At 67.1% G+C, this 17830-nt stretch carries 7 protein-coding genes; all 7 read right to left on the reverse strand.

Annotation, left to right across the window (positions count from 1 at the left end; genetic code table 11):
- Positions 1–153: 153 nt before the first annotated feature.
- Entirely contained in the window at positions 154–3975 is a 3822-nt protein-coding gene (gene putA, locus ACUDP5_RS18865; protein WP_445656881.1) for a trifunctional transcriptional regulator/proline dehydrogenase/L-glutamate gamma-semialdehyde dehydrogenase, read from the reverse strand.
- A 183-nt stretch (positions 3976–4158) separates the two neighbouring features.
- Positions 4159–4869, reverse strand: a complete 711-nt coding sequence (locus tag ACUDP5_RS18870) for a PqiC family protein (protein WP_263910965.1) — start codon at positions 4867–4869, stop codon at positions 4159–4161.
- A 4-nt stretch (positions 4870–4873) separates the two neighbouring features.
- Positions 4874–6538: a PqiB family protein gene (locus tag ACUDP5_RS18875; protein WP_263910967.1), complete on the reverse strand. Its 1665-nt coding sequence runs from the start codon at positions 6536–6538 to the stop codon at positions 4874–4876.
- Between the two features lie 72 nt (positions 6539–6610).
- Complete coding sequence (locus tag ACUDP5_RS18880; protein ID WP_263910969.1) at positions 6611–7936, reverse strand: paraquat-inducible protein A; 1326 nt, start codon at positions 7934–7936, stop codon at positions 6611–6613.
- 4 nt (positions 7937–7940) lie between these two features.
- On the reverse strand, positions 7941–10250 hold the full coding sequence (clpA, locus tag ACUDP5_RS18885) for an ATP-dependent Clp protease ATP-binding subunit ClpA (protein ID WP_263910971.1): 2310 nt from the start codon (positions 10248–10250) through the stop codon (positions 7941–7943).
- 55 nt (positions 10251–10305) lie between these two features.
- Positions 10306–12528: a penicillin-binding protein 1C gene (pbpC, locus tag ACUDP5_RS18890; RefSeq protein ID WP_445656882.1), complete on the reverse strand. Its 2223-nt coding sequence runs from the start codon at positions 12526–12528 to the stop codon at positions 10306–10308.
- Positions 12525–17756: an alpha-2-macroglobulin family protein gene (locus ACUDP5_RS18895; RefSeq protein WP_445656883.1), complete on the reverse strand. Its 5232-nt coding sequence runs from the start codon at positions 17754–17756 to the stop codon at positions 12525–12527. Before ACUDP5_RS18895 ends, pbpC begins: the two co-directional genes overlap by 4 nt.
- Between the last annotated feature and the right edge of the window lie 74 nt (positions 17757–17830).

Raw genomic sequence — 17830 nt, forward strand, 5'->3', positions numbered from 1 at the left:
TTCCTGGGCTTTTGGGCCAGGCTTTTCTGTTTGAATCCAATTGCCGGGTTGCCGCAATCGAACTTCAGGTGCGACCGGATTTTGCTTCCAGTGCAACCTCGCTAGATATTGGAGATAACCCTTGGTTGCCCAAGGGTTACCCCTCGGTCACGCTCAGCCGATGGTCATGAGGCTGGCGTTGCCGCCGGCCGCAGCCGTATTCACGCTGATGGAACGTTCGGTCAACAGGCGTTCGGGCACGTAGGCGGCGCCGGCCGCCAGCGCATCCGACGTCAGTCCATGCACCGCCAGGATAGCGCCAGGACGCTGTGCGATGCGTTGGTTCAACGCACGCAGCGCGTCGCCGTCGCCCTCGAACAGCACCGCCTGGTAATCGGCCTGGTCGACCTCGGCATCGGCCAGGATGCCGGCCTGGCCCTGCTGCTCGGCATCCAGCCCGGCCAGCAGCGTCTGTGCGGCCGGCGTGTCCGCGAACCACGCATGGTTGCCCGTCAGGCGCGCCGCCGACCACTGCGCCCGCGCACCGGCCTCGGTGGCGGCGACGCAGTACACGGCGCCCCGCGGCTCGACCATATAGGTATTGGTCTCGCCCGTGGGGCCCGGCAGCGCAATGCGCTGCGGCAGGGGTGCGGCCGGATCCAGCGCGGGCGGCAGGCCGGCAGGCCGCGTCCCGAGCAGGCGGTACATATAGAGTGGACCGCCCGCCTTGGGACCCGTACCCGACAGGCATTCGCCGCCGAACGGCTGCACGCCCACCACGGCCCCCACGATATTGCGGTTGACGTAGACGTTGCCTGCATGGACCTGGCCGGTCACGTGGGCGATGGTCTCGTCGATGCGGGTGTGCACACCGAAGGTCAGGCCGTAGCCGGTGCCGTTGATGGCGTCCAGCAAGGCGTCCAGTTCCTCGCGCTTGTAGCGCACCACGTGCAGGACCGGGCCGAACACCTCGCGGGTCAGTTCGCTGACCGAGTCGATCTCGATGATGGTGGGCGCCACGAAGGTGCCCTGGCGGCATTCGCCATTCAGCTCGGCCTGGTCGATCCGGTGGCCCGCCGTGCGCATGGCATCGATATGGCGCTGGATGCCGTTGCGGGCTTCGGTGTCGATCACCGGCCCCACGTCGACCGACAGGCGGTCGGGGTTGCCCACGCTCAGCTCGCGCATCGCGCCGCGCAGCATGGTCAGCACGTGGTCGGCGTTGTCTTCCTGCACGCACAGCACGCGCAGTGCCGAACAGCGCTGGCCGGCCGAATCGAAGGCCGAGCTCAGCACGTCGAACACCACCTGTTCGGACAGCGCCGACGAATCCACCACCATCGCGTTCTGGCCGCCGGTTTCGGCGATCAGCGGAATGGTGTGGCCGTCGTCGTCCAGGCGGTCCGCCAGCGTGCGTGCGATGATGCGGGCCACGTCGGTGGACCCGGTGAACATCACGCCGCGTATGCCGGGGCTGGCCACCAGTTGCGCACCCACGGTTTCACCGCGGCCGGGCAACAATTGCACGGCGCCGGCCGGCACGCCGGCCGCGCGCAGGATCGCCACCGCCTGCGCCGCGATCAGCGGCGTCTGCTCGGCGGGCTTGGCCAGCACGGTATTGCCGGCCGCCAAGGCGGCGGCCACCTGGCCGGTAAAGATGGCCAGCGGGAAGTTCCAGGGGCTGATGCACAGCACGGTGCCCAGCGGGCGGTGGGTGTCGTTGTCGAACTCGCGCTCGGCCTGGTCCGCGTAGTAGCGCAGGAAGTCCACGGCCTCGCGCACCTCGGCGATGGCGTTGGGCAAGGACTTGCCGGCTTCGCGCACGATCAGGCCCAGCAGGGTCTGCATCTGCTCTTCCAGCAGCTGCGCGGCGCGGCGCAGGCACTGGGCGCGCTCGGCCACCGGGGTCGATTGCCAGATGGGCGCGGTATTGGCCGCGGCGCGCAAGGCGGCCTCGGCCTCGTCGCCATTGGCCTCGATCACGTGGCCCACCACGTCGCGCAGGTTGGCGGGGTTGCGCACTTCGATCGCACGGGCCGCATCCCAGGCCTCGGCGCCCTCGCCCAGCATCGGCGCGGCGCGCCAGGGCGTAGCGGCGCTGGTCAACAGCGCGGCCGACAGCGATCCCAGGCGATGTTCGTTGCTCAGGTCCAGGCCCGCCGAATTGGCGCGTGCGCCTTGCTGCGGATTGCCGTAAAGCTCGCGTGGCAGCGGAATCTTCTCGTGCGGCGCCCCCAGCGGCACGATGCGCGAGGCCGCCTCCACCGGATCGGCGACCAGCGTCTCGACCGGAATGGTGTCGTCGCCGATCAGGTTCACGAACGAGGTGTTGGCACCGTTTTCGAGCAGGCGGCGCACCAGGTAGGCCAGCAGGGTTTCGTGCGTGCCGACCGGTGCGTAGATGCGGCATGGACGGTTCAGCTTGCCCTGCGCCAGCGGGCCCACCACTTCGTCATAGAGCGGCTCGCCCATGCCGTGCAGGCACTGGAATTCGTACTGGCCCGGATAGTAGTTCTGGCCGGCCAGCTGGTAGATCGCCGCCAGGGTGTAGGCGTTGTGCGTGGCGAACTGCGGGTAAACGGCTTCCGGCGCACCCAGCAGCTTGCGGGCGCAGGCCAGGTAGGCCACGTCGGTATAGACCTTGCGCGTGTAGACCGGATAGCCCTCCAGGCCATCCACCTGGGCGCGCTTGATCTCGCTGTCCCAGTAGGCGCCCTTGACCAGGCGCACCATCACGCGGTGGCGGCTGCGGCGGGCCAGGTCGATGACGTAGTCGATCACGAACGGGGCGCGCTTCTGGTAGGCCTGGATGACGAAACCGATGCCGCTCCAGCCTTCCAGCTCAGGGGTGAAGCACAGCGCTTCCAGCAGGTCCAGCGAGATTTCCAGGCGGTCGGCTTCCTCGGCATCGATGTTCAGGCCGATGTCGTAGCTGCGTGCCAGGATCGTCAACGCCTTCACGCGCGGCAGCAGTTCGGCCATGACGCGTTCGCGCTGGGCGCGCGAATAGCGCGGGTGCAGCGCCGACAGCTTGATCGAAATGCCCGGGCCTTCATAGATGCCCCGGCCGGCCGCAGCCTTGCCGATGGCGTGGATGGCCTGCTCGTACGAGGCGTAATAACGGTCGGCGTCCTCGGCCGTGGTGGCGGCCTCGCCCAGCATGTCGTACGAATAGCGGAAACCGCGGCTTTCCATCTTGCGGTTGTTGGCCAGCGCTTCGGAAATGGTCTGGCCCGACACGAACTGCTCGCCCATCATGCGCATGGCCATGTTCACGCCCTTGCGCACCAGCGGCTCGCCGCCCTTGCCGATCAGGCGCGTCAGCGCCTTGGACAGCGACTGCTCGCTGCTCACGGCCACCAGTTTGCCCGTGATCATCAAGCCCCAGGTGGCGGCATTGACGAACAGCGATTGCGAACCGCCCATGTGCGATTTCCAGTCGCCGCGGGCAACCTTGTCGCGGATCAGCGCGTCGCGCGTGGCGCGGTCGGGAATGCGTAGCAGCGCCTCGGCCAGGCACATCAGCGCCACGCCTTCCTGGCTGGACAGCGAGAATTCCTGGATCAGGCCCTCGACCCCGCCGCCTGTGCGCTTGCCGCGCAGCTTCTTGACCAGGTCGGTGGCCATCGCATGCACCTTTTCCAGGTTCGGCATGCGGGCCTGGCCCAGCAGCAACGGCACGCATTCGGGCTCGGGGCGGCGATAGGCGGCGGTGATGGCCGCGCGCAGCACCGATTGCGGCTGCACGTCCTGGCCGAATTCATAGAATGGCGGCGTGGCCGCGGCGGGATGTTCGCCACCCTCGTCGTCGGCGCCCTCTTCCCCGCCCAGGTGGGACATTTCGGCGGGCAGGTGGCCGCGTTCGATCTTGTCCAGGTAGGCAAGGATTGCCTGCTTGTGCAGCCAGTGCGGCGTGCAGTGGAGCTTTTGCGCGGCGGCCTTCAGGCGGTCGCGTAACGCGTCATCGACTTTGACGCCGAGGGTGGTGCTGGCCATAAGAGATTGCTTCCTGTCGCATGGCAAAGGTCATACCGGGCCCACAGAGAGGCCCGGCATCGGTAGGACCGTATGCTAATCAGGTTGCAACCGGGTTTGTACTAAGGTTAACCCTAGGGTTAACCGGTTGAGATCATGGCGGGTTTTTGACATCCACCCTGACCCTTTTTTGGGACGGCCGATTCAGTCCGGCAGCGGCGAACACCCCAGCATCTGCACCACGCCGCCGCTGTCCGGCGTTTGCCCACGAATGGCGGACGCCATGGCGCCGGCCAGCGCCACCACGGCGCGTTGCTGCGCCGCGACCAGGCCGGGCACGCCCGAGGTCGGCGCGCCCGCGGCGGCGTCGGACACGTTCACCGTGACCACGCTGCGGCACAGCAGGCCGGTGCCCTTCAGGTTCACCGGCCGCACCCGCCAGGTCGCATCCAGCTGCGCCATGCGATCCGCGACCAGATCGAACCGTTGCACGTCGGTCTGCACCCGCCAGACCGGCGCGACAGGCCCCGGCTTGACCACCTGCACGTCCAGCGCACCCAGGTCATGCTTGAGCGCATCGGACAGCGCCCCGCGGATCTCGTCGCCCAGCGGCGAGGTCCAGCGCTCGGAATACAGCGCCGACACGCTGCCGTCGCCCGTACGCACCATCAACTGCGGCTGGTCGGCCTGGGCCACCACGTTGACGCTCTGCACATCGATCAGGAAAGGCGCTGCCGCACGCGGCACGGCGGGCGCGGGCGCCGACGGCCCCTGCAGGGTGTAGTAATGCACCGGCGGCGACGAGGCGCAACCGGCCAGCAGCGCGACCAGCGCCAGCGCGGGCGCGCCGCGGGATAGTTGCCGGGCGGACGTGCCCAGGGGTGAGCGGAAGGATCGGGAGCGAAGGATATGCATGGGTTCAGTTCCTGACCGGACCGGCGCCGGGGATCGGGTCGTCGCCGCGGCCGCGCAGCAACGATTCGGGGTTCGACTGCAGGAAGTCGGCCAGCGCCCGCAACGAGCGTGCCGCGCGGCTCAATTCCTGCATGGCCTTCTCGGCGTTGACCGGCAGCGAGGCGTCCGACGCCAGCAGCGCGTTCAGGCTGGCCATCGATTCCTGGGCTTGCTTGAGCACGCCCTGCGCCTGCGGCGCCACCTGCTTGTCCAGGCGCGTCATCAGCTTGGAAGTGCTGGACAGCGTGGTGCGCAGGTCCTCGCCGATCTTGTCGAACGGAATCTTGTCGATGCGGGCCACGATATTGCTGACCTGCTGCTGCAGTTGGTCCAGGTTGCCCGGCACGGTCGGGATCAGGGCCGGGCTGGACATCTTGAAGTCCACCGGTTTGGCGTTGGGGAAGTCGTCCAGCACGACGTACAGCTGGCCGGTCAGCAGGTTGGCGGTGCGCAACTGGGCGCGCAGGCCATGCTTGATCAAGATGCCCAGCAGGCGGCCACCGGCCTCTTCGCCGTCTTCGACGGCGCGGGCGCGCACTTCCTCGTAGACCCGACCCAGGCGTTCCGGATACAGCGTCGCGTCCACCAGCGAATAGAAGCGCTTGCTGACGGGGTCGAAGTCCAGGTTGATCTGCGTGACGTTGCCCAGCGTAATGCCGGAGAAATCGATCGATGCGCCCACCGACAGGCCACGGATCGACTGATCAAAGCGCATGCGTATCGGGAAGGCCTCGCCATCCGGATTGGCCTTGGCGGCCGCTTCCGTGGCATAGAGCTCGAAACGCGCATCGGCCGGCGCCGGCGTCGCGGCGTCGCGCGCGCTGTAGACCGGTTCGAAGGCCACGCCGCCCACCGCCATCGACACCAGCGACTGGGTGCGTACTTTCAGGCCGTCGGCATTGACGCTGAAATCCACGCCGCTGGCGTTCCAGAAGCGCGTGCCATTGGTGACGTATTTGTCGTTGGGCGCGTCCACGAACACCTCGACGTTCACGGCGTCGCCGGTCTTGTCGAGCGCATAGCCGATCACCCGGCCCACATTGATGCGCCGGAAATACACCGGCGAACCGATATCCAGGGACCCCAGGTCCGACGCCTTGAGCTTGAAGCGCTTGCCGGCGCGGTCGTGCGTCACGGCAGGCGGCGTCTCCAGGCCGACGAAGTGCAGCTTGGTGGCCTTCTTGGCGCCATCCTTGCTTTCCACGGCGTCCACGCCGATGTAGGCACCGGACAGCAGCGTGCCCAGTCCAGACACGCCGCTGACATCCAGGCGCGGGCGCACCACCCAGAAATTGGTGCCTTCGCGGGCCAGGTCGGCCACTTCCCGCGACAGTTCCGCCTGCACCACGACCTTGCTGCGGTCGCTGTTGAAGCCGATGGACTTCACCGTGCCGACGTTCACGTCCTTGTAGCGCAGCTGGGTCTTGCCGACTTCCAGCCCTTCGGCGGTGTTGAATTCGATGGAAAGATCCGGCCCGGCCTGCATCCAGGTGCGCACCACCAGCGACAGGCCCATCAGCGCGGCAACCACGGGCACCAGCCAGATCCATGAGATCCGGCTCTTGCGCTTGCGCGAAATGGTCGGTGACGCAAACTTCTCTTCACCAGATCCAGGTGCTTGGTCGGACATCTGTTTTTTTCCTTTTCTTCTTGGTCGGTAAACGCGGTACAGCCCCGCCCCGCAGGCGGCCGGCCGGATGCGTCAGCCCATTTCGGTGCCCGCGGCAGACGCCGGCTCTCGCCGCCTGCCGGCCACGGGCGGATCCATGTCGATCTCGCTGGTGCCTTCCAGGTCCCAACTGCGCCGCAGGTCAAAACTCATGGCGGACAGCATGGTCAGGATGACCACCACCCCAAACGCCGCGGCACCCCCGCCGGCGCTGATTTCCATCAGGCCCTGGAAGTCCGCCAGGGCCGCCAGCAATATCACCACGAACACGTCCAGCATCGACCATTGGCCGATGAACTCGACCATCTCATACAGCCGCGTGCGCGGCCGCAGGTTCGTCGTGCTGCGCCATTGTTCGGTCAACAATAGCAGGATCAGCGCCAGCAGTTTGGTCAGCGGCACCGCCACGCTGGCAATGAAGACGATCAGCGCAATGTCCCACGACCCCATGTTCCAGAGTTCGACCACGCCGCCCAGGATGGTATGGGCGCTGTCGCCCAGCACCGAGCTGACCTTCATGACGGGCAACACATTGGCCGGAATATAGAACACCACGGCCGCCAGCAACAGGGCCCAGGTACGGGCCAGATGGTCGGGCTTGCGGTAGTGCACCACCGCGTGGCAGCGCACGCAATGGTGTTCTGCTTCGGGATCGCCCTCGCGCGGCAGCGCCTGCACCTGGCCACAGACGTGGCAGCCGGTCAGCACCACGTCGGGCCCTGCCTCGGGCACGTGCACCGGCACGACCTCGGCGGATTCCGCGTAGCGCCACAGCACATGCGGTGTCAGCCGCCCCAGCATGGTCAAGAGGATGGTCAGGATGCCGAAGGCGGCCAGGCCGATGCCGGGCGACACCGCGGCCATGCCGGCCAGCTTCACCACCGCCACCAGCACGCCCAGCAAAAACACCGGCACCATGCACCAGGGCCGCAGCAAGCCCAACAGGCGCATCGCGCCCTGGAACCCGGCGGGCTCCACGCCACGCGACAAGGGGCCCAGCACCCACAGCAGCACGGTCAGCTGCAACAGCGGCAAGGCGAAACCCGCCAGCCCGGTCATGATGGCGACGATGTAGTGACCCTGGCGCCAGGTGATGGAAATGGCATCCAGCAGAGAGGCCTGCTGCACCATGCCCTGCACCGACATCGATGCGACCGGGTAGGCGTTGGCCACGCCGAAGATGATCAGGGCGGAAATAGCGAGCGCCAGCCAATTGGACAAAGTAAGCCCGCTGTAGCGCCACAGAGTGGCACCGCAGCGGGCGCAATTGGCGGTCTCGCCAGGTTCAAGCTGATGTCGGCGATAGATGCTTGCGCAGTGTTCGCACTCGATCAGCGGCTGGCGGTCCGCGTCGGTCATGGGCCTAGTCGATCAGCTCGACTTCCTGCTTGTCGGGCGCGGCCGACGGTGGCTTGCCGTGGTCGTCGAAGTCCAGCGTGACCTTGTTGGCCTCGTCCAGATCGACCGTGACCGTGCCGCCGTCGACCAGCTTGCCAAACAGCAGCTCGTCGGCCAGCGCGCGCCGGATGGTGTCCTGGATCAGGCGCTGCATCGGACGGGCCCCCATGAGCGGGTCGAAACCTTCCTTGGCCAGGTGGTCGCGCAGGCGCGTGGTGAACACGGCTTCCACGCGACGCTCGTGCAGCTGGTCTTCGAGCTGCATCAGGAACTTGTCGACCACGCGCAGGATGATCTCGCGGTCCAGCGGCGCGAACGGGATGATCGCGTCCAGGCGGTTGCGGAACTCGGGCGTGAACATGCGGCGGATTTCCGCCATTTCGTCGCCCACCACGCGCGAGTTGGCAAAACCGATGGACGGACGGTTCAAGGTTTCGGCGCCCGCGTTCGTCGTCATGATGAGGATGACGTTGCGGAAGTCTGCCTTGCGCCCGTTGTTGTCCGTCAGCGTGCCGTGGTCCATGACCTGCAGCAGGATGTTGAAGACGTCCGGGTGGGCCTTTTCGATTTCATCGAGCAGCAGCACGCAGTGCGGCTGCTTGGTGATGGCTTCGGTGAGCAGGCCACCCTGGTCGAACCCGACATACCCCGGAGGCGCGCCGATCAGGCGCGACACCGCATGGCGTTCCATGTATTCGGACATGTCGAAGCGCAGCAGTTCGACGCCCAGCGTGAACGCCAGCTGGCGTGCGACTTCGGTCTTGCCCACCCCGGTCGGACCGGAGAAGAGGAAGGCGCCGATCGGCTTTTCCGGCTTGCCCAGGCCCGAGCGCGCCATCTTGATGGCGGCCGCCAACGCGTCGATGGCGTTGTCTTGCCCGAAGACCACGGTCTTCAGGTCGCGATCCAGCGTGGCAAGCTTGCTGCGGTCGTCGTTGGAGACGGACTGCGGCGGAATGCGCGCGATCTTGGAAACGATGTTTTCGATGTCGACCTTGCCGATCACCTTCTTCTGGCGCGAACGCGGCAACAGGCGCTGCGCGGCCCCGGCCTCGTCGATCACGTCGATGGCCTTGTCAGGCAGGTGGCGGTCGTTGATGAAGCGCGCCGACAGTTCCGCGGCGGCCGACAGCGCGGCGGCGGAATAGCGGACGTTATGGTGCTCTTCGAAGCGGCTCTTCAGGCCGCGCAGGATCTGCACGGTCTGTTCGACGCTGGGTTCGGGCACGTCGATCTTCTGGAAGCGGCGCGACAGCGCGTGGTCTTTTTCAAAGACGCCGCGGTATTCGGTATACGTGGTCGCGCCAATGCACTTGAGCTGGCCCGAGGACAAGGCCGGCTTGAGCAGGTTGGACGCGTCCAGCGTGCCGCCCGAGGCCGAACCGGCGCCGATCAGCGTGTGGATTTCGTCGATGAACAGGATCGCGTCAGGGTTGCCGCGGATCTGCTTGAGCACGCCCTTCAGGCGCTGCTCGAAATCGCCCCGGTACTTGGTGCCCGCCAGCAGCGCGCCCATGTCCAGCGCGAACACTTGCGCGGCCTGCAGGATTTCAGGGACTTCGCCACGCGTGATGCGCCAGGCCAGGCCTTCGGCGATGGCGGTCTTGCCCACACCGGCCTCGCCGACCAGCAGCGGATTGTTCTTGCGGCGGCGGCACAGTACCTGGATCACGCGCTCGACTTCGTGCTCGCGCCCGATCAGCGGATCGATGCGGCCCGCCAGCGCCGCGGCGTTCAGATCGGTCGCGTACTGGTCCAGCGGCGACTGGCGCGATTCGCCCTGCTCTTCACCATTGGTCTGCTGCTCTTTCTGCACGGCGGCGGACTCCACCTGTGGCTGTTTGGTAATGCCATGCGACAGAAAATTGACGACGTCCAGCCGCGTGACGCCCTGCTGCTGCAGGTAGTACACGGCGTGCGAATCCTTTTCGCCGAAAATGGCCACGAGCACGTTCGCGCCCGTCACCGGCTTCTTGCCGGTGCCGCCCGCGGACACATGCATGATTGCGCGCTGGATCACGCGCTGGAAACCCAGGGTCGGTTGCGTGTCGACTTCTGCGCCGCTGGGAATCACCGGGGTGTTTTCCGAAACGAACTGGCGCAGGTTACGGCGCAGGTCGTCCAGGTTGGCTGCGCAGGCGCGCAACACTTCGACTGCCGAAGCGTTGTCGAGCAACGCCAAGAGCAGATGCTCGACGGTAATAAATTCGTGCCGGGCCGAACGGGCCTCGACGAAAGCCATATGCAGGCTGACTTCAAGCTCTTGGGAAATCACGCTTCCTCCGTAACGCATCGAAGCGGTCAAATACACGATTCATATTCTATGCCGATCATGGCGTAACGCCAGCGATTTCAAAAACCACACTATCGTGGCGGCCTTGCGAGTCCATGACGGTAAGCGTATACCGGCCGTCTTGCGCCAGCACTAGATTAAACGAACGACCCGACGCGCCATGGCCAACCACGCGACCGTCGAGCATCCACCATACTTCGCCTTCGGCGCCCTGCACATCCACATCCAGCGCCACCTGCTTGCTGCCTGGCACGGGCCGCAACACCGAACCCGTGGCCACGCCCCCCAGCCGCAACGGCCCCTGCGACGCGTCGGCGTAGCCGGCAAACGACGGCGGCACCGTTTCATTCAGGGCCCAGGCGGCGCGCTGTTCCGGGCATGCGCCCGACGGCACGCTGCCCAGCTTGTAGCCCAGCGGCCAGCACGTCACGACGGCCTGCACCGTGTCGGGCCGGACGCGGACGTGCTGCGCGCCCTCTGGTAGCGCCGCCACGATGTCCTGCAGTAGCGGCGCCGCCACATTCGCCCCGAAAAATCCGGGGTTCGGGGTGCCGTCCGGGCGGCCGACCCATACTCCGATTGTCCAGCTGTCGGTCACGCCGATGGCCCAGGCGTCCCGGAAACCAAAACTTGTCCCGGTTTTCCAGGCCAGTTGCCGAGCCGGGCTTCCCGACTGGTAGAACGGCCTGTCCGGGTGGCCGCCGCCTTCGAGGATGTCCCGGACAATCCAGGCGGCGCCAGCACTAATCATACGGGACTCGACCCGCGGCTGCTCCGGACGCAGCCGCGGCCGGCCGGAGATGCCGCCGCGGGCCAGGGCCCGGTAAGCGCCCACCAGTTCTTCCAATGTGGTGCCGCCCCCGCCCAAAATCAAGCTCAGATTGGGCTCGGCGCCGGCAGGCATTCGTAACCAGACGCCGCCTTTGAGCATAACCGACGCAAAACGGCTGGGTCCGACCCGGTCCAGGAGGTCCACGGCAGGCACGTTCAGCGAGCGTTGCAAGGCCTGGGATACGCTGATCGGGCCCGAAAACGCCGCCTGGAAGTTGCCCGGTGCGTAGCCGCCGAACGACATGGGCGCATCGATCAACAGGCTTTCCGAATGGATCAGCCCGTCGTCCAGCGCCTGGCCGTACAGGAAAGGCTTCAGAGTAGAACCCGGCGAGCGCACGCCACGCACCATATCCACGTGGGCGTATCGGGAATCATCGGCAAAATCGGCGGATCCGGCGTAGGCCTTGATTTCCAGGGAATCGTTGTCCATCACCAACACGGCCATGGACACCTTGGGCGGCAGGTTGTCGACCCGGTCCAGCAGCATGCGCTCGACCGCGGCCTGCATGTCGGCATCCAGGGTGGAGGTCAGCAGCGGCGGCCGGGAACCGGGGCGACGCGGGCCGCCGGTCTTGCGGCCGGCCTCCTGCAACAGGCGCTGCGCAGCCAGCGGCGCCAGCCAGCGGGCCCGCAGCGGCGGCGCGACCACGCGTTCGATCTTGGCATCGGCCACTTGCGCCGACGTCCAGCGACCCAGTTCCACCATGCGGTCCAGCACCTTGTCGCGCGCGGCCTGCGAGGCCTCGGGATGGCGGTCCGGCCGCAACCGCGACGGCGCCTGCGGCAAGGCGGTCAGCATGGCGGCCTCGGCCGGGCTGAGATCGCGCGCCGGTTTGCCCAGCCACAGGCGCGAGCCCATCTCCACCCCTTCCACGATGCCGCCCATGGGCGCGTGGGTCAGGTAGAGCGACAGGATCTCGTCCTTGCTGTAGTGCATTTCCAGCTGCACGGCGCGCCAGGCCTGGCGCAGCTTGGCGGCCATCGACCGCGACGGCTTGCCGGCCAGTTGCGGGTCGATCAGCCGCGCCACCTGCATGGTCAGGGTCGATCCGCCCGAGACGATGCGGCGGTTGGTGGCCCATTGCCAGCCGGCGCGCGCCAGCGCCACGGGGTTGACCCCGGGGTGCCAGTAGAACCAGCGGTCTTCGTAGGTCAGCAGCGTATCCAGGTAGTACGGCGACACCTGGTCCGGCTTGACCGGGTAGCGCCAGATGCCGTCACGGCTGGGATAGTTGCGCAGGGGCGTGCCGTCGGCGGCGACCACCACGGCCGCGCCGCCGGAATCGATGGGGGGCAAGGGATACAGGCGGTCGAACGCGAATAGCAACGCGGCCAGCGCAAACAACACGCTGGCCGCGTAGATGCCGCGCCGCCGCCAGCGGCGGGCGCGCGAGGCGCCCGCCGGCGGGGTGGCGGCGGCGGTCAAGGACGCTGCTTGGCGCCGCGATCGCGGATCTCGACCGTGCTCCATTGCTCGCCTACGCCGCGGATCTCGGGCCGGTACATGTCTTCGGCCACCGTCGAGGGCACCGCATAGCGGCCCGGCGTGACGACCCGCACGAGATAGAACACATCGACCTTGCCACGACCCAGCGACACCGCCGCAACATAACGATCATCGCGGAATTCGCGGTGCTTGATGTTGGGGTCGGCCATCGCGTCGGCCACGCGGCGTCCGCCGATGCTCCAGTCCTGCATCTCGGGGCTTTGCGACAGGTTCAGGTTCTCGACCTCGAAGCCGGCGGGCACGCGGTCCACCAGCAGGCCGTCCGGGATGTTCTGGTTGGCGCTGGCCTGGACCCACACCACCAGCATGTCGCCGGTCTGCAAGGTGCCGCCATCCCACGGCTTGCCGTCAGGACGGTACCAGCCGCGCTTGAGCTGGATGACGTCGTTGCGCGGCGCCGGCACGGACATGGGGCTGCCCTGGATGTCGTACTCGATGAACAGCGACTGGCTGCCGGTATTGACGAGCTGCGTGCCCGCCAGTTCGGCCGCGGTCAGCGACACGGTCTGGTCGGACTTGCCGCCGGTCAGCGGCTTGCGTGCGCCGTTGACGGTCAACGTGGCTTCCCAGGGCGTGCCCTTGTCGCCGCCCGCGGCGCGCGCGGCCAGCAGCAAGGCCATCTGCTCTTGCGTCGACAGGTACGAGCGGTTGCCCAGGCGCGCGGCCAGCTGCGACAGCAGGTTTTCGACCCGATCGTGGCGCAGTTGGTACTGGTTGGCCAAGGCATAGGACAAGGCGTAGTCACGCACGGCGCTGCCGTAATCGCCCATCCACTCGTCGTAGTAGGCGCTCTGGCTGCGGCGGGAGATGCCGTATTCGCGCGACATGGCCTGATCCAGCGCGGTCTTCATGCGCCCTTCGTCGCCCATCAGCTTGAAGGCGGCGGCCAGCTGGATCAGGGGCAGCGGCGAACGCGCGCGTTCCTGGTAGTTGTCGAACAGCTGGCGCACCGTGGACAGCGGCGCCTTGTTGTCGCGCGCCAGCACCAGCACGGCGGTGGCCAGGCCGGCGAAGCGGCGATGGTCTTCACGCAGGGTGTTGACGTCGCCGCTGTCCAGGCGGCCCGATTCGACGTTGCGCTTCAGGTTGGCCGACCAGGTGCCGAACGAGCCACTGCTCTGCTGCACTTGTTCGAGCAGCCACTGGCGCGAACGGTCCAGCGACGCCTCGGGCACCGCGAAGCCCTTGTCGCGGGCGTCCTGCAGGAAGCCCACGGCGTAGGCCGTCAGCCACACGTCGCGCGAGGACGAGCTGCTCCACAGGTTGTACGAACCCACGGCATTGCGCATGCCGGACAGGCGGCCGATGGCGCCGGCGACCTTGGCTTCGCGTTCGGCCTGGGTGCGCGGCTTCAGGCCGAACTGCTTGGCCGCGTCTTCGTCCAGCATGACCCAAGGCAGGGTCGCGCTGATGGTCTGCTCGGTGCAACCGTAGGGGTAGTTGAGCAGGCCTTCGACCAGGCGGTTGACGTTGAACGGCGGACGGTTCGAGACCGTCAGGCTGACCGTGGTGGAATCCGGATAGTAGGACGCGATCCACGACGCTTGCGGCGCGTTGGACTCGCCCGGGTTCAGGCGCAGGCGGCGTACCTGGCGCTCGGCCGCGTAGGCCGGCTGCACCTGCAGCACCGATTCGCGCACGATGTGCACCGGCTTGCCGCCGCCCTGCCCGTCCACGGTCAGGCGGATCAGGCCCAGCCCGTACGAGCCGGTGGTGGTGGCGTTAAAGCGCAGGGTCGTGCGTTGCTTGTCCTTGAGCGTCACGGTACGCGTACCGTCGACGATGCCCAGCGGATCCAGCGCTTCCAGCTTGACCGTCACCTTTTGATCGGCGCCGCTCAGGTTGGTGACGTCCAGCGCGATAGCGGCCTGGTCGCCCGGGGTGATGAAGCGCGGCGTGTTCAGTTCGGCCACGATCGGCGCCGCCACCACCATTTCGGTGTCGGTGCTGCCGAAGTTGTCCGGCGTGAACGCGACGGCCATCAGGCGCAGCGTGCCGTTGAAGTCGGGCAGGTCCAGCGGGATGTCGGCTTCGCCCTTGTCGTTCAGCTTGACCGGGCCCGAGAACAGGTCGACCAGCTTGACCTTCTTGGGCAGGCTCTTGCTGTCGCCGCGCATGGCGGCGTCACCGCCCCACTTCAGCTTGCCCTTGGTGCCGTCCATCTTCTCGATGAGCTTGCCGTACATGTCCAGCAATTCGGGCGCGTAGCGGTGCTTGCCGAAGAAGAAGTCCAGCGGATCGGGCGTGCGGTACTGGTTGATGTTGAGAATGCCCACGTCCACGGCCGACAGCGTCACCATGGCCTGCTTGCCCTGGGCGCCATCCACCTTCACGCGGACCGTGGTCTTGGTTTCGGGTTCGGTCTTGGCAGCCGCCGTCAGCTTGACGTCGAGCTTGCGGTCGGCGCTGGCGATCGGCAGGAAGGCCAGGCCCAGCGCGCGCGCCGGGGTCACGCGGTCGCCTTCGCTGCCAGGACGGAACACCGCCGCGGCCACGTACAGGTCGTGACGCTTCCAGGTCTTGTCGATAGGAATTTCGACCTGCGTGCCCGTTGCCTTCACGGCCACCCAGGTGGACCACAGCATGCGGTCGCCTTCCACGGTGATCAGCGCCTGGCCGTCGTGCGGCGGCGTCAGCGTCAGTTTGACGGTGTCGCCCGGCTTGGCCGGCACGCCTTCCAGCTTCATCTGGACGCGGTCGGGGCGGTTGCCCATGGCATCGGCGTCCTGCGCGTTCCAGCCCGCGTAGAAGCGGTAGCGCAGGGTTTCACCCGTTTCAGGGTCGGCGATTTCCAGGCGGTAGCGGCCCCACTTGACCGGCACGGTCAGCTGGGTGCGGTCTTTCAGGGCGATCTCGCGCGAATCGACCAGTTCTTCGGTTTCGGTATAGCCGCTGTTCCAGCCGCGCTGGTCATCGAAGCGCCAGTAGTACTGACGTTCTTCGCGGTACAGGCGCATCTGGGCCTGGGCCAGCGGCACGATCTTGCCTTGGGCATCCACGCGCAGCACCTCGAAACCGGCAGGCGCGCCTTCACGGGCCACGTCGCTGTCGAACTGCGGACGCACGGCGATCAGCTTGTCGGCAGGCCAGACGCTGCGTTCGATGGAACGCACCACCGGGCGGCCGCCCGATTCCAGCAGGCTGGCCGAGACCCGCACCTTCATGGGCGAGTGGGTGCCATCGGTACGCGGTTCGACTTCGAGCTGGGCGGCGCCGGTGGAATCCAGCGCGGCTTCGGGCAGTTCCTCGAAGTGGCGGCGGGTATCGTCGGCCACGTCGCCGAAGATGAAGCCGGGCCATTGCTGCGGCAGGGCAAAGCGGTCGCGCTTGACCTGGAAGCTGGACAGCAGGCGGTTGCCGGCGGCGGGCGCACCATACAGGTAATCGCCCTGCACATCGACGGTCAGGGTCTCGGTGGGCGACAGCACGTCCTGGTCGGACGTCAGCGCCATCTTCATGCGTTCAGGCAGGAATTCCTCGACCTGGAACTTCCACGAGGCATCGGCCACGCGCGAAGCGGGGTCGACGCGCAATTCCAGCATCCAGGCGCCCGTCTGGGCGTCGGGCGGCAGGTCGATGGCACGCTCGACATAGCCTTGCAGGTCCTTGGCGGGCTGCCACAGCGTGGTCGACACCACGCGGCCGTCGGGGCGCTTGATCGTGGCGGTCAGGGGCGCAGCGGGCATGACGCGGCCGTCCAGGTCGCGCGGCAGCACCGACACGTGGAAGGTTTCGCCAGGGCGGTACAGATTGCGGCCGGCATAGACGAACAGGTTGTTGGGGCGGGAAATATGGCCGCCGGTGTCGAACTCAGACAGGTCCAGCGCCGGCTCGGCCAGCGCCAAGACCGTCATTTCCTTGTCGCGCGAGGCACGGATGACGCGCGCATTGGTGAAGCTGCCTTCGAAACGCACGTGGCCCTGGGCATCGGCCTGGGCCTTGGCCAGCGATTTTCCGGCGCCATCGACCAGTTCGAAGACCGCGCCGGAAATGGCCTGGCCGGTCTTCAGGGACACCGAATAGGCCTCGATGCGGTCGGTGTAGCGGCGGGCATGCAGGCCGATGTCGCTGACGTAGAAATAGGTGACCTGGTATTCATAGCGGAAGCGGCCGGGCTGGCTCATCACCGCGATATAGATCCCGGGCTCTTGCAGTTCCTTGACGCCTTCGACGGGCAGGAACGTGACGTGGCGGCGGTTGGGCTTGTCGTCCGTCAGGAAACGGCCCTGGTAGACGCTGGTGGTCAGCGAATTCAGGCGATCCAGGTCCCAGTTGCTGACCGAGCCCTTCAGGCTGCGGTTGTCGGAATAGCGCCAGCCGTCTTCTTCGTCGTAGCCGCCCGCGCTGTCGTCGTCATCCGACGAGGCGTTGGTGTTGCGGCCGATGCCCAGCACCGATTCGAACAGTTCCGGCACGCGCTCGGGCGCGACACGCAGGAATTGCACGTCGACCTCGGGCACGTTGACGGTGGCCACCGGCAGGCCGCCGTTCTGGCCGGCCGGCAGCACCACGCCGCGGCTGGCGAAATAGAACGAAGGCGGCATGGCTTCGGTGGTCACTTCGCAGTGCGAAGCCGTGGCCAGGGTGACCTTGTCGCCGGCGCCCGGCAGGCCCGCGCGCACCGAGATGGCGTACGAGCGCTGCGGCTGGACGTAGGGGAAATAGACCATGCGGGGGTTGTCGCCCACCACCCAGTTGCCCTGCACGATCTTGCCCTTGGGGGCCGAATCGCCGGGTTTGACGGACGCGGGCTGGTCGCCGGGGCGGGCGGCCTGTTCGCTGTCCTGGTCGGGCTTGCCCGACGCGGCGCCGGTGTCGATGACCTGCAGGAAGCTCTCGAGCTTGGCCTTGGCGTCGACCGGCTGGGTGAAGGTGACCGCCAGCGCCAACGAATCGTTGTATTGGCGCGGCTGGCAGTTCAGCGCGGCGAACGGATCGGCGGCGCCTACCGTGGCCGAGGCCGGCAAGGCGGCGGGCTTGGCATCCGCCGGGGCTGCGGCACTTGCCGCGGGCGCGGACGTTGCCGCAGGCGCCGTGGGCGCGGCGGACTGACCGCCCTTGCCCATCCACCAGCCCACGCCCAATGCGCCGGCCAACACGATGACGCCGGCTACCGCCAGCCAGGTCTTGCTGTTCTTTCCACTCACGGCAAACCTCCCCGCCTACTCGAATGCGTCGCTCCTTTGCGGCGGAGCTGCCGACCTGCCCCGCGCGCTTCTCG

The organism is Achromobacter sp. NCFB-sbj8-Ac1-l, from assembly GCF_052695805.1.

Excerpts from the sequence above, each read along its gene's own strand:
- ACUDP5_RS18870 (WP_263910965.1), bottom strand. The coding sequence starts at position 4,869 with ATGCATATCCTTCGCTCCCGATCCTTCCGCTCACCCCTGGGCACGTCC.
- ACUDP5_RS18875 (WP_263910967.1), bottom strand. The coding sequence starts at position 6,538 with ATGTCCGACCAAGCACCTGGATCTGGTGAAGAGAAGTTTGCGTCACCG.
- ACUDP5_RS18880 (WP_263910969.1), bottom strand. The coding sequence starts at position 7,936 with ATGACCGACGCGGACCGCCAGCCGCTGATCGAGTGCGAACACTGCGCA.
- putA (WP_445656881.1), bottom strand. The coding sequence starts at position 3,975 with ATGGCCAGCACCACCCTCGGCGTCAAAGTCGATGACGCGTTACGCGAC.